12 protein-coding genes and 1 pseudogene are annotated in these 14,401 nt (G+C 57.2%); 10 read left to right on the top strand and 3 right to left on the bottom strand.

Annotated elements, in window-relative coordinates:
* Positions 1–216: 216 nt before the first annotated feature.
* The 10 genes from ACY692_RS01130 (at position 217) to ACY692_RS01085 (ending at position 11,493) form a co-directional block, all read left to right on the top strand.
* Entirely contained in the window at positions 217–2,874 is a 2,658-nt protein-coding gene (locus tag ACY692_RS01130; protein ID WP_462323488.1) for a valine--tRNA ligase, read from the top strand.
* 2 nt (positions 2,875–2,876) lie between these two features.
* Complete coding sequence (gene cobA / locus ACY692_RS01125; protein WP_462323487.1) at positions 2,877–4,388, top strand: uroporphyrinogen-III C-methyltransferase; 1,512 nt, start codon at positions 2,877–2,879, stop codon at positions 4,386–4,388.
* Between the two features lie 53 nt (positions 4,389–4,441).
* Entirely contained in the window at positions 4,442–5,116 is a 675-nt protein-coding gene (gene purN / locus ACY692_RS01120) for a phosphoribosylglycinamide formyltransferase (RefSeq protein ID WP_462323486.1), read from the top strand.
* Between the two features lie 58 nt (positions 5,117–5,174).
* On the top strand, positions 5,175–5,726 hold the full coding sequence (gene amrA, locus ACY692_RS01115; RefSeq protein WP_462323485.1) for an AmmeMemoRadiSam system protein A: 552 nt from the start codon (positions 5,175–5,177) through the stop codon (positions 5,724–5,726).
* 163 nt (positions 5,727–5,889) lie between these two features.
* A complete protein-coding gene (locus ACY692_RS01110) occupies positions 5,890–6,384 on the top strand; it encodes a peptidylprolyl isomerase (RefSeq protein ID WP_462323484.1) in 495 nt (164 codons plus the stop codon).
* Between the two features lie 269 nt (positions 6,385–6,653).
* The gene (locus ACY692_RS01105; protein WP_462323483.1) at positions 6,654–7,658 is read left to right on the top strand and encodes a GGDEF domain-containing protein; all 1,005 of its coding nucleotides are present in this window, start codon (positions 6,654–6,656) and stop codon (positions 7,656–7,658) included.
* A gap of 54 nt (positions 7,659–7,712) precedes the next feature.
* Entirely contained in the window at positions 7,713–8,966 is a 1,254-nt protein-coding gene (locus ACY692_RS01100; protein WP_462323482.1) for an amidohydrolase, read from the top strand.
* Positions 8,967–9,441: 475 nt separating this feature from the next.
* Positions 9,442–10,491 carry a phosphoribosylformylglycinamidine cyclo-ligase gene (gene purM / locus ACY692_RS01095; RefSeq protein WP_462323481.1) on the top strand — a complete coding sequence of 350 codons (1,050 nt, stop codon included), beginning with the start codon at positions 9,442–9,444 and terminating at the stop codon, positions 10,489–10,491.
* A gap of 248 nt (positions 10,492–10,739) precedes the next feature.
* Positions 10,740–11,075: an STAS domain-containing protein gene (locus ACY692_RS01090; RefSeq protein WP_462323480.1), complete on the top strand. Its 336-nt coding sequence runs from the start codon at positions 10,740–10,742 to the stop codon at positions 11,073–11,075.
* Positions 11,053–11,493, top strand: a complete 441-nt coding sequence (locus tag ACY692_RS01085; RefSeq protein ID WP_462323479.1) for an ATP-binding protein — start codon at positions 11,053–11,055, stop codon at positions 11,491–11,493. Before ACY692_RS01090 ends, ACY692_RS01085 begins: the two co-directional genes overlap by 23 nt.
* A 137-nt stretch (positions 11,494–11,630) precedes the next feature.
* On the opposite strand, the pseudogene ACY692_RS01080 reads toward ACY692_RS01085, so the two are convergent.
* The 3 genes and pseudogenes from ACY692_RS01080 to ACY692_RS01070 form a co-directional block, all read right to left on the bottom strand.
* A pseudogene (locus ACY692_RS01080) lies at positions 11,631–11,804 on the bottom strand (Rdx family protein); the annotation flags it as partial.
* A 103-nt stretch (positions 11,805–11,907) separates the two neighbouring features.
* Entirely contained in the window at positions 11,908–13,590 is a 1,683-nt protein-coding gene (locus tag ACY692_RS01075; RefSeq protein WP_462323478.1) for a glutamine--tRNA ligase/YqeY domain fusion protein, read from the bottom strand.
* 112 nt (positions 13,591–13,702) lie between these two features.
* On the bottom strand, positions 13,703–14,215 hold the full coding sequence (locus ACY692_RS01070) for a nitroreductase family protein (RefSeq protein ID WP_462323477.1): 513 nt from the start codon (positions 14,213–14,215) through the stop codon (positions 13,703–13,705).
* Positions 14,216–14,401: the final 186 nt, after the last annotated feature.

The following is a 14,401-nucleotide window of genomic DNA, read 5'->3' as shown; positions in this document are numbered from 1 at the left end:
CGTTAGGGAGATCGGGAGACAGGAGACGGGAGAACGTAGGGGCAGGTTCCATACCTGCCCTTCAGGACTACGGCTGCTACGGCTGCAGCGATACATGAGATATGCACACAGACAATGTGATCGGTGCCTGCTCGTTTGGCTGCGCTCGTTGTTTTTTTTCGTAGATATATACTCAATCATTCAAATTTTGCGTTGTTTTTTGATAACGGAGTGATCATGGCAGAAAATGCGTTGCCCAAGGGCTATGAGCCCGCAGATGTCGAGGACCGATGGCTTGCGTATTGGGAGGAGAACAAGACCTTTACCCCCAACCCCGAGTCCGAGAAAGACCCCTACTGTATTGTCATCCCTCCGCCCAACGTCACGGGCAAGTTGCACATGGGACACGCCCTGAATCTGACCCTGCAGGATATTCTTTGCCGGTTCTACCGGCAGCAGGGTAAAAATGTGCTCTGGGTGCCCGGGACCGACCACGCCGGTATTGCCACCCAGAACGTGGTCGAGAAGACGCTGGCCCAAGAGGGCAAGTCCCGGGACGACGTGGGACGGGAACAATTCGTCGAGCGGGTCTGGGAGTGGAAGGAGGAGTACGGCAACGCCATCCTGAACCAGATCCGGCGCATGGGGGCTTCGGTCGACTGGACCAGAACCCGGTTCACCATGGACGAGGGGCTTTCAAGGGCCGTGCGCGAAGTTTTTGTTCGTCTCTATGACGAGGGGCTCATCTACAAGGGGAACTACATCATCAATTGGTGCCCGCGTTGTCATACCGCCCTGGCCGATATCGAGGTGGACCACAAGGAGATCCCGGGCGGGCTTTATGAGGTCCGTTATCCCTTGGCCGACGGGACCGGCGGGGTGGTCATCGCCACCACGAGGCCCGAGACCATCCCCGGGGATACGGCGGTTGCCGTGCATCCCGAGGACGAACGGTATACCCATCTGGTGGGCAAGAAGCTCATCCTGCCCATTTTGGACCGCGAGATCCCCATCATCGCCGATCCCTATGTGGACCGTGGATTCGGCACGGCCTGTCTCAAGGTCACCCCGGCCCATGACATGAACGACTTTGCCCTGGGCAGGAAACATGACCTTCCGACCATCCAGGTCATCGACGACAAGGGGATGATGACCGAGGACGCGGGGGCTGGATTTGCCGGATTGGACCGGTTCGCCTGCCGGGACAAGATCTTGGCCATGCTCGAAGAGGGTGGTTTTCTGGTGGGTAAACAGGAGTACGCCCATTCGGTGGGTCATTGCTACCGGTGCAAAACCGCCATCGAACCCTATGTTTCCCAACAGTGGTTCGTGGCCACCGCCCCCCTTGCCAAGGCGGCCAGAAAGGCAGTGGAAGACGGCAGGACAAAAATCTATCCCGCGCACTGGGACAAGACCTATTATGAATGGCTGGACAATATCAGGGACTGGTGCATCTCCCGGCAGATATGGTGGGGCCATCGCATCCCGGCCTGGACCTGCGAGGACTGCGGCAGGCTCATCGTTGCCAAGGAAGACCCGACCTCCTGTCCCCATTGTCAGAGCACACACCTCGTTCAGGAAGAAGATGTCCTCGACACCTGGTTTTCTTCGGCCCTGTGGCCCTTTTCTACCCTGGGCTGGCCCGACAAGACGCCGGAGCTTGCAACTTTCTATCCCACCTCGGTGCTGGTCACGGGTTTTGACATCCTCTTTTTTTGGGTCGCGCGCATGATGATGATGGGCCTCCATTTCATGGACGAAATCCCCTTTGACGACGTGTATATCCACGCCTTGGTCAGGGATGCCCATGGCAAGAAGATGAGCAAGTCCACGGGCAATGTCATCGATCCGTTGACCACCATCGACAAGTACGGCACCGATGCCTTCCGGTTCACCCTGACCTCGTTTGCGGCCATGGGCAGGGACATCAAACTGGCCGAGGACCGTATCGAAGGGTACCGGCATTTCATCAACAAGATCTGGAATGCGGCCCGGTTCTCCCTCATGCATCTGGACGGTTCCACCCCTTCCCTCGATGCGGCAGGAACCAGAGGATTGCACCACGCATGGATTCTGGACCGGCTCGAGGAGGTCAAGGTTGACGTCAAGAAGGCCATCGAGGGATACCAGTTCAACGAGTACGCCGGGACCATGTACCAGTTTGTGTGGCATGAGTTCTGTGACTGGTATCTGGAGATGATCAAGCCCGAACTCTACGGGGAGGACGAAGGGGCCAAGCAGAAGGCCCGGGGCTGTCTGGGCCATATTCTGCGCGAGACCCTGATCCTGCTCCATCCCGTGGTGCCCTTCGTCAGCCAGGAGATCTGGTCCCATGTGCCCGGAACCGCGCAGGACAATCTGGCCGAAGAACTCTACCCTGCCCTGAACCCGGATCTGGAGAACAAGGAGGCTGCCGCACGCATGGAATTCTTGCAGCAGCTCGTGGTGGCTGTCAGAAATATCCGCTCCGAACTCGGCGTGGAACCGGCCAAGAAGGTCGAGCTTCTCATCGAGGCCGGGGGCGATGACGCGTCCTTTGTTCTGGATCATGAGCAGGAGATCGCCAACCTGGCCCGCCTGGAATCCATCCTGGTGGAGGCCGAACTCGATCCCCCCAAGGGGTGCGCCACCGCCGTGGTCAAGGGCCATGAAATCTATGTTCCCTTGGAAGGCATGGTCGATTTCGACGCGGAACTGGCCCGGCTCTCCAAGGAACTTGCCAAACTGTCCAAGGAGCTTGACCGGGTGACCAAGAAACTGGCCAACAAGGGCTTTTTGGACAAGGCCCCGGCCGGGGTGGTGGCCAAGGAAGAGGCCAAGGCAAAGGAATTTGGTGAAAAACGGGAAAAACTCGAGGGCCTGCAGGCCAGACTTCGGGACATTATCGGAGAATAATCATGGCATATGTCTATCTCATCGGTGCGGGTCCCGGGGATCCCGGCCTGTTGACCGTCAAGGGCAGGGAGATTCTGGAAAAGGCCGACGTGGTCATCTATGACTACTTGGCCAACAAGGCATTCCTCGATTATTGTCGGGACGGGGCCGAAATCATCTATGTGGGCAAGAAGGGCGGGGACCACACCCTCCCCCAGGACAAGATCAACGAGCTCATCGTTCATAAGGCCAAAGAAGGAAACATTGTCGCCCGGCTCAAGGGCGGGGATCCGTATATTTTTGGTCGCGGTGCCGAGGAGGGGGAAGAGCTCCTGGATGCGGGCATCGATTTCGAGGTCGTCCCGGGGGTCACCTCGGCGGTTGCCGGTCCCGCCTATGCGGGCATTCCCCTGACGCACCGGAAATACGCTTCTTCGGTCTCGTTTATCACCGGCCACGAGGACCCCACCAAGGGCGAGAGCGTGCACAAATGGGAATCCCTGGCCAAGGGCACGAGCACCCTGGTCTTTTTCATGGGGGTCAAGAATCTGCCCCATATAACGGCCAACCTCATCCAGGCGGGCATGGACCCGGATACCCCGGCGGCCCTGGTCCGTTGGGGAACGACGTGTCACCATTTCTCCATGGCCTCCACGGTAGGAGACATTGCCGAGGATGCGGTCAGGCAGGGGATCAAGCCCCCCTCCTTGCTGGTGGTCGGCCATGTGGTCTGCCTGCGGGATCGGTTGAATTTTTTCGAAAAACGTCCGCTCCTTGGCAAGGGTGTTGTTGTCACCCGGGCCAGAAAGCAGGCAAGCGGCCTGGTTGCCATGCTCGGTGATCTCGGTGCCTGCTGTTTTGAATTCCCGACCATTACAATCAAGCCGCTGGACGATTATACGCGGGTTCAGGCGAGCATTGCCGGTCTTGACGCCTATGACTGGCTTCTTTTCACCTCGGTCAACGGGGTTGTCCATTTCTGGAATCAGTTGCGGCATGCAGGCCTCGATGCCCGGGCCATGGGCGGCAAGAAGATCGCGGCCATCGGACCGGCAACGGCCAAAGAGCTTGGGGCGCGCGGGATATTCCCGGATTTCGTACCCGAAAAATACGTGGCCGAATCCGTGGTGCACGGCCTTCTCGGGCTTGGCATCGAGGGCAAGAAGGTCCTTGTCCCCCGGGCCAAAAAGGCCCGCGAGGTGCTGCCTGAAGGCTTGCGCGGATCCGGATGCACCGTGGATGTCCTGCCGGTGTATGAGACCGTGCTTGCCGAGGATGGCAAAAAGGATGTTTTGGCCGGGCTGGAAAACGGGGAGATCCACTGCCTGACCTTTACCAGCTCATCCACGGTGGAGAATTTTTTCTCTCTGGTGGAACCGGACGTGGTCCAAGGGTATGTGGACACGGGACTCACTATCGCGGTCATCGGGCCCATCACGGCCAAGACCCTTGCGACCTATGGTTTTACAGCAACCATCCAGCCGGAGGAGTATACGGTCCCGGCCCTGGCCGCGGCCGTGGCTGCGGGGCTGTAATACCTGGATGCGGAGATTTACGATACAGGATAGCGGATGTTCAAGGAGGACGCATGACCCTACCCATCGCCGTATTGATCTCGGGAAGCGGCACCAATCTCGACGCAATAATCGAGGCCATTGATGAAAGGCGGCTGGATGCACGGATCTCCGTGGTCATCAGCAACAATCCCGATGCATATGGGCTCGAGCGGGCCAAGATCCATGGTCTGCCCTACACGGTCATCAATCACGTGGATTATTCCTCGCGCGAGGCGTTTGATGACGCCCTGATTGGAACGATCCGGGAATCAGGTGCCGATGCCGTGATTCTGGCCGGGTTCATGCGTATCTTGTCGCCGACCTTTATAGGTGCGTTTTCGGGTAAGATTTTGAACATCCACCCGGCCATCCTGCCCAGCTTTGCCGGGACCAACGCCCAGAGGCAACAGGCGGATTTCGGCGTCCGATTGGCCGGGTGCACGGTCCATTTTGTGGACGAAAAGATGGACAATGGGCCCATCGTTATCCAGGCGGTGGTCCCGGCCTATCACGACGACGACGGGGATTCTCTTGGCAAACGCATCCTCGAATACGAGCACAGGATCTATCCGCAGGCCATCGCATGGCTGGCCCAGGGACGGCTCAGGATCGATGGGCGCAAAGTTGTTGTGGAAAACGCCGGAGAGGCAAAGGGGTTGCCCGAGAACGGGGTCCTCATCAATCCGCCACTGGAAGAGGGGTTTTAGGCACGATTTTTCCGCGCAAAGACGCAAGGGGCGCAGAGAAAGACAACGGAGGGGACGCATGACCAAATTTCGTTTCCAATTGACGGATGGAGAGAAAGGGTATCTCAAGAACCTGGCCGTTCAGAGTATTGGCCATCGACTGGGCCTTGGTCCTGCACCGGACATGGATCCGGTCAGTCAGAAGCTGACCGAGAAGTACGGCGCCTTTGTCACCTTGAGCAAGAATAAACAGCTCCGTGGGTGTATCGGGCATATTGCCGGTCAGGTACCCATAGTTGAGACCGTGGCCAAAATGGCCTGCTCTGCAGCCTTCGAGGATCCCAGATTCCCACCCGTCACTGCCGGGGAATTTGGGGGTCTTGGGGTGGAAATCTCCATCCTGAGTCCCCTGGAACGTGTGCAGGATCTTTCTGCCATCACCCCCGGGATCCATGGTCTGTACATGCGCCGGGGCGGCAAGTCAGGACTCCTTTTGCCCCAGGTGGCCACCGAGTGGGGATGGGACCGGGAAACCTTTCTCGCCCAGACCTGTCACAAGGCGGGACTCCCCCCGGAAGCCTGGAAGGATACGGCCACCGAGGTGTACTGGTTCCAGGCGGAAGTGTTTTAGAAATGTAAGAGATTTTAGAAATTTTAGAGAGTTAAGAGACTATAGAGGCTTGAGGGGGCAGAGAAATTGGTGGGATTTGGGAGATGATTGGGCGCAGGTGCCTGTTTTCTCCATTCCTCAAATTTTGTAACTTCCCAAATTTCCTACAAACAAGGAGAACGACGTGGTACGGATCGAGACCAGCAAGGGAGCCATTGTTCTGGAGCTTTTCGAGGACGAGGCACCAAAGACCGTGAAAAACTTTCTGCGGTACGTCAAAGAGGGGTTTTATGAAGGAACCATCTTCCACCGTGTGATCAAGAATTTTATGGTCCAGGGCGGGGGCATGGATGAAAAGATGCAGGAAAAGAAGACCTTTTCGCCTATCAAGAACGAGGCCGATAACGGGGTCAAGAACGAGGCCTATACCGTGGCCATGGCCCGGACCATGGATCCCCATTCGGCAACCGCCCAGTTTTTCATCAACACCGTGGACAACACGTTTTTGAACCACACGGCCAAGAATGAACAGGGCTGGGGATACACGGTCTTCGGTAAAGTGATCGAGGGCAAGGAGGTCGTTGATGCCATCAAGGGTGTGGAGACCGGGGCCTGGGGATTCCACGAGGATGTTCCCAAGGAGACGGTCATGATCACCAAGGTCGGAATCGAGGACTGATCAGCCCTTGGGCATAGACTCGGCGCCGGCGATCCATAGGCGGGTGGCGGGTCGGCCCCTGACGCCACAAGAAAAATAGACGGTGCTGCGGCAAACTTTTTGTAAGTGTTTGCCGCAGTTCTTTATTGGTCCGATACTATCGTAAGATGGTGGTTTGCCCGGTCGGTACCAGAGGGGGGACCATTTGCATTACCTGGAGGCTTTGGATATGAGAATCCATGCATGGAGAGGTGAGTATACCGGGTTCTCATCTTTGCAAAGGGGGCTTTGTGGTCGATATTGACAGTTTGAGCGCCGCTATGGACAGGGCGGGCATGCCGGCTGATTTCAGATGGCGGTCCTTCATGATGCATTTGGCAAGCATGGAGGCCCATGACTTCTTGTCCAAGGAACAGAGGGAACAGCTCAAGGAGTTGTTTGATCTCATTCTGGAGGGACGTGATTATTCCGGGGAACAATTCCGGACCGTTTTCATGCGTCAGCAGAATATCCTGAACGCTCCCTTGAAGGCAGAGCTCCAGTCGGCTTTTGAAGAGGCCCTGGACCGGGTGCACGAATTCAAGAACCTTTTGCTCCAGCGCAAGGACGATGTCCGGGAACTCGAGGTCGAGACGATAAAGACCGTGGAGACAGAGACCAGCTTCGAGGCCATGGTCGAGAGCGTCAAATCGGGATTCGGGGGGCTGATATCCAAAATGGAAAGTGATGCCAAGGGGTTGGTCGAAATGAGCATGACCGATGCCTTGACCCGGTTACCCAACCGCAGGGCCTTTGATCTGGCCTTGACCAAATGGTTCAAGGCCAGCCGCAATGGTACCGCCCCGTTGACACTGCTCATGGCGGATATCGATTATTTCAAGAATTTCAACGACGAGTACGGCCACCGTATCGGTGACCAGGCCTTGGTCACCGTGGCCGCCATCCTTCGGGAAGCCCTTCGGCCGACCGGCCCCGGACCCATGGACGAAAACCGGCATGCCATGTGCGCCCGTTACGGAGGGGAGGAGTTCGCGATCATTCTTGTGGGATACCGGAGCAAGGAGGCCATGGAACTGGCCGAGGAACTCTGCAGCCGGGTCGGGTGGTATAATTTCGTTATCCGCGATGCCGGGGGCCGGATCCTCAAAAACCGCATTCGACTGACCATCAGTGTCGGGGGAGCCCGATGTCTCGGCCATTGGGAAACAGCGGACCAGCTTCTCGAGGCTGCGGATAACAACCTCTATGTTGCCAAACGGTCGGGACGCAACCGTGTGCATCTGTGTTCTCAATGACCCCGGATGCCGTGGTTCCCATGCTGCGCGCAAACGATGACCAACGGAGAATGGATGGGGATTTTGATATCCGATGTTGTGCTGGAAGGTGAGACCAAGGACGTTCTTATCGAGGGGAATCGTATCTCTGCCATAGGGTCCCTTGCCCACGTCCATGCCGGCACGCGTATCGACGGAAAAGGAAAGGCCATACTCCCCTCTCTCATGAACGGGCATACCCATGCGGCCATGACCCTTTTGCGGGGATACGCCGATGATATGCCCCTCGGGGAGTGGCTCGAGGACAATATCTGGCCCATCGAGGCCAGGATGACCGAAGAGGATGTCTACTGGGGAGCCAAGTTTGCCTGCCTGGAGATGATCCGTACCGGGACCACGTTTTTTGCGGACATGTACTGGCATTTTCCCGGAACGGCCCGGGCCGTCCAGGAAATGGGGCTCCGGGCGGGGCTGTCGGCCGCGTTTTTCGATTTTGGGGACAGAACCCGTGCCGAGCAGGCCAGGACACAGGTCAAAGAGCTCCATGATGCCTATGCGTCTTCCTGTGACAGGATCATTTTCACCCTGGGGCCCCATGCCATCTATACGGTCTCCAGGGACTCCCTTGCCTGGGTGGCCGAATATGCCGCGGAAAAAAATCTGCTCATCCACATGCATCTGAGCGAGACCCGGGTGGAGGTAGAAAACTGTCGCAAGGAACACTCTCTGCCCCCGGTGGAATATCTGGACTCCATGGATATGCTCTCGGACCGTCTCTTGGCCTGCCATTGCGTCTGGCTGAGCGAGAACGAGATCGATTTGCTGGCCCAAAACCGCGTCCAGGTCGTCCATAACCCGGCCTCGAACCGCAAGCTCGTTTCCGGTGGGTTCGACTATGGAGCCGTGGCCGCAAGGGGACTGAATATCGGGCTTGGTACGGACGGATGTGCCTCGAACAACAATCTGGATATGTTTGAAGAGATGAAGCTGGCCGCGTTGCTGGCCAAATCCATATCCGGGGACACCACGGTTCTTCCGGCCCAGGACGCCTTTGCCATGGCCACGAAAAATATGGCCGCCATGTACCGGCTCGATTGCGGGGAGATCCGGGAGGGCATGCTCGCCGATTGTATGCTCGTGGACTTAGACCACCCCCAGCTCATCCCCAATCACAACCTGCTTTCCAATGTCGTTTACAGTGCCAATGGGGATTGTGTGGATACGGTCATCTGTGATGGCCGGGTGCTCATGGAAAACAGGATTGTACCCGGTCAGGATGATATCGTGGCCGGGTTCAGGGAGTCCGTGGATCGTTTGGTCCGGGCCTGATACGGGGGGCATGGCCGTGTCCCTTGGGGCGAAGTTTGTTTTTTTGTGGCCAAATGATTTCGGGTGTGATAATATATAGGCCGTCGTATGGGATCGCCTCTGTGCTGTTTTCTTCAGCCGGGGCCGGTCCGATGGACATGACCTGATCGCCCGTGGCCGGGTCCTGTCCGATATATAGGACAGGATCATCAGATGTCTTGTTCTCCTGTGCGTATGCACCCCAGACCAGGGACAGGGTCAGGAACATCGTTATAACCATATGCTTCATGATATAGCCTCCCTTGGGGGGGATGGGCAGGACAAGAGGGGGGATCCCTCGTGCCGAGCCCGTGGAAGGTGCCAGACGGGAACAGCATTCTAGGCAGGGTATGCGGGGCAAACCGAATGTCGACCTTATAGTACCAGTCATCGGGAATTTTGTCATCCGTGGTCGGGGCGTTTGTTCAGGTTGGATCAACAAAGGAGATGTTTGGGTATGCAGCAGCGTGACAGGGCCTACAAAGAGGCCGGGGTGGATATCGACGCCGGGAACGCGTTTGTTTCGAAGATCAAGACCATGGTTTCGGGTACATTTACCAAGGGGGTGATCACAGATATCGGCGGTTTTGGCGGGTTGTTCAAGCCGGATTTGCACAACCTGCGTGAGCCGGTTTTGGTTTCCTCAACCGATGGGGTGGGGACCAAGCTGAAGATGGCCTTTCTGTGCGACCGACATACGACCATCGGTATTGATCTGGTGGCCATGAGTGTGAACGATATCCTGGTGCAGGGAGCCAAGCCTCTTTTCTTTTTGGATTATTTTGCTACTGGAAAGCTCGATCAACAAAAGGCCTATGATGCCGTAGAGGGGATCGCCCAGGGATGCAAACAGGCTGGGTGTGCCCTGTTGGGCGGGGAAACCGCCGAGATGCCGGATTTCTATGCCCCTGGAGAGTACGATCTGTCCGGCTTTTGTGTCGGTATCGTGGACAATGACCGTATTGTCGACGGCAGCGGCATCCGCAAGGGGGACAAGATCGTCGGGTTGGCCTCGTCTGGGATCCATTCCAACGGGTACTCTCTCGTGCGCAAGATTTTCAAGGATTCGGGCCTTGGAGCGGAGGATACCTTTCCCGGGACCGAGAAATCCGTGGCCGAGGTCCTTCTTGAGCCGACAAAGATATATGTCTCGAGCGTGCTCAACCTTCTCCGCGATCTGGAAATCCGAGGGATGGTCCATGTCACCGGCGGTGGGTTTTACGACAATATCCCCAGGGTCCTCCCCGCAGCATTTTCCGCGTCCATACGGTTCGGTACCTGGGATATTCCTCCGGTCTTCTCCTGGCTCAGAAAGCAGGGAAATCTGTCCTGGGAGGAGATGCTCCAGATTTTTAATTCCGGGATCGGGTATATCCTGGTCATCGGTCGGGACATGGAGGAGGATGTCATGTCCAGATTGCAGGCCCTTGGGCAGGATGCCTGGATCATCGGTGAGGTCAGAGAACGCAACGGCAAGGACACGGAGCGGGTGGACGTCCTCTTTTAGGCGTGGACCGGCGCTCCCCCTTGGGGTGCCGGATCTCGGGCGACCATGGTCGCTATTGTCAACCATGGGATGGTCAGGGAGGGACCCGGCGAAAATACTATCGGTACACCGTCTGACCGCCCGGAAAGGGCGTGGGACCGAGATTGTATCACGCCATTGTGATATTTTTTGGCTGTGTGGACCAATGTGTCGAACATGTAATCCGCAAGGTTCTGGAGGGTCGTGCCTTCCGGGGAGAGGGGTGAACAATGGAGTTTGAACAGATCAAGCAGGATGGGGCCGTTGTCCTCAAGGTGGGGGGCCGGATGGACGCCGTGACCGCACCCGAATTCGAAAGCGCATGCACATCAATCATTGATGGTGGCGACAAGAATATCTGTGTCGAGATGGCGGGAGTGGAGTATATAAGCAGCGCCGGCTTGCGCAGCGTGCTCCTCATTGGCAAGAAGCTCAAGGGGCTTGGCGGAGGACTGGCTTTCTATAACCTTTCCGGGATGGTAGGTGAAGTTTTCAAAATGTCCGGGTTCAGTTCTATCTTTCCGGTGGGGGAGAGCCAGGACGATGCGCTCGCCAAACTCGGCTGATTCCTTTAATGATTCTTTGAGGGTAGAGGCAGACCTGGGGTCCCTGTGGAGGTTGCAAGCCTTTGCCGCGACCTGTCTTGAACGCTCTGGGGGACCCGCAACCCTTTTGGGAAAGATCGAGCTGGTTCTCGAGGAGCTTTTGGTCAATCTTTTCAACTACGCCTATCCGCAGGAATCCCCCGGTCAGGTAACCCTCCGGTGCAGTGTGCAGGGGGAGCGGTTGGTTTTTTCCATCGAGGATCAGGGGCCACCCTTTGATCCCCTGGCCCGGGATTCCGTCGACACCTCGCTTGATATCGATGAACGCGGGATAGGTGGACTTGGTATCCACCTGGTCAGGAACATGGTCGACGCCATTACCTATGAGCGTAGGGACGGCTCCAATATCCTCTCCGTTGCTTTTTCCCTCTGCGCATAAGCATACGAATCCGGACAAGACAAAGGCCCGTGCATCCATTGGATGCACGGGCCTTTGTCTTGTCCCATACCGATGGTGTCCGGGATCCGTCCCGGGCTAAGGGGGCTCCTCGGGTGGTACGATGGTGTTCCCGCCGTTCATGAGCCGAGCAGTCCCAGGATGGTTGCAGGAGGTGGAATCTTCCCGGTAGTACGTTTGGAGTAGATCTTTTCCCCGTCCTTTACTACCTCGAAGTCCCCGGTCTTTCCCGGAGTGAGCGTGACCTTGCAGCCGAAGACCCGTTTGAGTTCTTCCGCCAGACCGGCGGCTCTCGGGTAATAATTTCACACAGTGCAGTAGAAAATCTCGATGTCCATGGATTGTCCTCCCTTTGGTTGCCCTCTGGCTGGTTGGTAGACGGCGACCGTTCCCGCCTTATTTTTTCTTGGCCCAGGAATCCCTCAAGGTAACGGTTCTGTTGAATACCGGCATGTCCTCACCATTGTCCTGCCTGTCCCGGCAAAAAAATCCCTGCCGCTCGAATTGGAACCCCTTCTCCGGCCGGCTCCCCGCCAGGGATGGGTCTGCCTTGCAGCCCGTCATGATCCGCAGGGAATCCGGATGGATGGATTGTTTGAAATCCTTGTCTTTATCCGCGGTCGGGAAGGGGGTGGAAAAAAGGCGATCGTACAGTCTGACTTCGATGTCCATGGCATGGCGGGCCGAGACCCAGTGCAGGGTCCCCTTGACCTTGCGTCCATCGGGGGCGTCCCCCCCCCGGCTGGCCGGGTCGTGGGTACAATGGATGGTTCTGATACCATTTGTTTCCGGGTCGCGGACCACCTTGGTGCAGGTGACCAGATAGGCCCCGCGCAGACGGACCTCACGCCCGGGGGCGAGCCGGAAGAATTTCCGGGGCGGATCCTCGAGGAAGTCGTTGCGTTCGATGTAGATTTCCCGGCAAAAAGGGACCTGCCGTGTGCCCATCCCGGGGTTTTTGGGATGCACGGGGAGTCCGAAGACCTCCTCGCGGTCCTCGGGATAATCAGTGATGACGATCTTGATCGGTTCGAGCACGGCCATGGTCCGTGGGGCCGTATCGTTAAGCTCGTCGCGCACGCAACTTTCAAGCAGACCCATGTCCACACAGCTGTCCTTGCGGCTCACCCCGATACGCTCACAGAAGTCGCGGATGGCCCGGGGGGGGAACCCCCTTCTGCGCATACCCGATATGGTCGGCATGCGTGGATCGTCCCACCCCTCGACCAGACCTTCCCGGACGAGTTCGAGGAGTTTGCGTTTGCTGGTTACCGTATAATTGATGTTCAGCCGGGCGAATTCGATCTGCACCGGATGGCAGGGAACGCTCAGGTGGGCGAGAATCCAGTCGTACAACGGTTTGTGGTCGGCGAATTCAAGGGTGCACAGGGAGTGGGTGATCCCCTCCAGGGCGTCGGAGATGCAATGGGCGAAGTCGTACATGGGGTATATACACCATGCATCCTTGGTCCGGGGGTGGGGAACCTTGAGGATCCTGTAGAGGACAGGATCGCGCATGTTCATGTTCGGTGAACCCATATCTATCCTGGCCCTGAGGACGTGGGTGCCTTCCTCGAATTCGCCCCGGCGCATCCGGGCGAACAGATCGAGATTTTCCTCTACCGTGCGAGAGCGGAAGGGGCTTTCCTTGCCCGGTTCGGTCAGCGTGCCACGGTACTCTCGGATTTTTTCTGCCGAGAGTTCACAGACATAGGCCATCTCTTTTTTGATGAGTTCGATCGCAAAGCCGTATAGGGATTCGAAATAATCCGAGGCGAAACAGGGGCTTGTCCCCCATGAAAATCCCAGCCAGGAAACGTCGCGTTTGATGGCGTCGATGTATTTTTGTTCTTCCTTTGCCGGATTACTGTCGTCAAAGCGGAGGTTGCACCGGCTGCCCGCATACATCTCGGCCAGTCCAAAATTTAGGCAGATGGATTTGGCGTGTCCGATATGCAGGTAGCCATTGGGTTCGGGCGGAAATCTGGTCACGATGTGCCCGTGCCGGCCCTCTGCAAGGTCCTGGTCGATGGTGGCCCGAATGAAGTGGGATGACGGTGTGGTGGCGGGTATGCTCATGGGTTGTTCCTTGATGGGTGAAAAAAAATGCGAAAAACGGAAAAGCAATGCGTAGGACATGTTCAGGCTGCACAGAGGGTGCCGCGGGGCATGTCCTGGTCCCGGTGTGGGGTTATTGCATAGTAACCCTGTCCCAAAGTAGGTGATCGTCTGTGTGGGCTGGAGGATTCTCTGCAGGGTAGCCCGCTGCAATGATCGATTCTATCTCCAGATGTTCCGGAAGATCGAGGGTTTTCTTGACGAAATCGCAAGAGGACGTCTCTGCGTCGAACATCCTCTTGCGTATTTGTATCCAGCAACTTCCAAGGCCCAGGCTGTGGGCGGTCAGATGGAGGATGATCGAGGCTATGGAGCTGTCCTCGACCCAGACGTCGCAGACGGAGGGGTCCGCGCAAACAACGATCCCCATTGGAGCCTTTTTCAGAAAACCGGCCCCGTGTGGTTTGCACCCGGAGAGGGTTGCAAGCAGCGACCTGTTTTCGATGAATAAAAATTGCCAGGGGTTCAGGCTCCGTGACGAGGGGGAGCGGAGAACCGCCTCCTTGAGTTGGGCCACCAGTCCCGGATCGACGGGACGGTTTTCAAAGACCCTGATGCTCCGCCGGGTGCGCAGGAGGTCGAGCATGGAGATCTCCTTGGTTGGTTATGGTTTATGCGGGACCATAAATGTCCTCGGGTCCGGCCTTCTGTCAAGCCGCAATGATACGCTACCGCCGGGAAAATCCGGCCTGTCCGTTCTTTGGGGCCACAACCTGCTCATTGCCTTGCCATGGTTTGCGGGGTAAAGACCATCCCTTTGTCGGTCGGATTG

The sequence above is a fragment of the Desulfoplanes sp. genome (assembly GCF_054921335.1).
The sequence above is the reverse complement of the archived record's forward strand: the minus strand, read 5'-3'. Positions and strand labels throughout refer to the sequence as shown.

Coding starts and splice junctions, on each gene's coding strand:
- ACY692_RS01130 (WP_462323488.1), top strand. CDS start 217: ATGGCAGAAAATGCGTTGCCCAAGGGCTATGAGCCCGCAGATGTCGAG.
- cobA (WP_462323487.1), top strand. CDS start 2,877: ATGGCATATGTCTATCTCATCGGTGCGGGTCCCGGGGATCCCGGCCTG.
- purN (WP_462323486.1), top strand. CDS start 4,442: ATGACCCTACCCATCGCCGTATTGATCTCGGGAAGCGGCACCAATCTC.
- amrA (WP_462323485.1), top strand. CDS start 5,175: ATGACCAAATTTCGTTTCCAATTGACGGATGGAGAGAAAGGGTATCTC.
- ACY692_RS01100 (WP_462323482.1), top strand. CDS start 7,713: ATGGGGATTTTGATATCCGATGTTGTGCTGGAAGGTGAGACCAAGGAC.
- purM (WP_462323481.1), top strand. CDS start 9,442: ATGCAGCAGCGTGACAGGGCCTACAAAGAGGCCGGGGTGGATATCGAC.
- ACY692_RS01090 (WP_462323480.1), top strand. CDS start 10,740: ATGGAGTTTGAACAGATCAAGCAGGATGGGGCCGTTGTCCTCAAGGTG.
- ACY692_RS01085 (WP_462323479.1), top strand. CDS start 11,053: ATGCGCTCGCCAAACTCGGCTGATTCCTTTAATGATTCTTTGAGGGTA.
- ACY692_RS01075 (WP_462323478.1), bottom strand. CDS start 13,590: ATGAGCATACCCGCCACCACACCGTCATCCCACTTCATTCGGGCCACC.
- ACY692_RS01070 (WP_462323477.1), bottom strand. CDS start 14,215: ATGCTCGACCTCCTGCGCACCCGGCGGAGCATCAGGGTCTTTGAAAAC.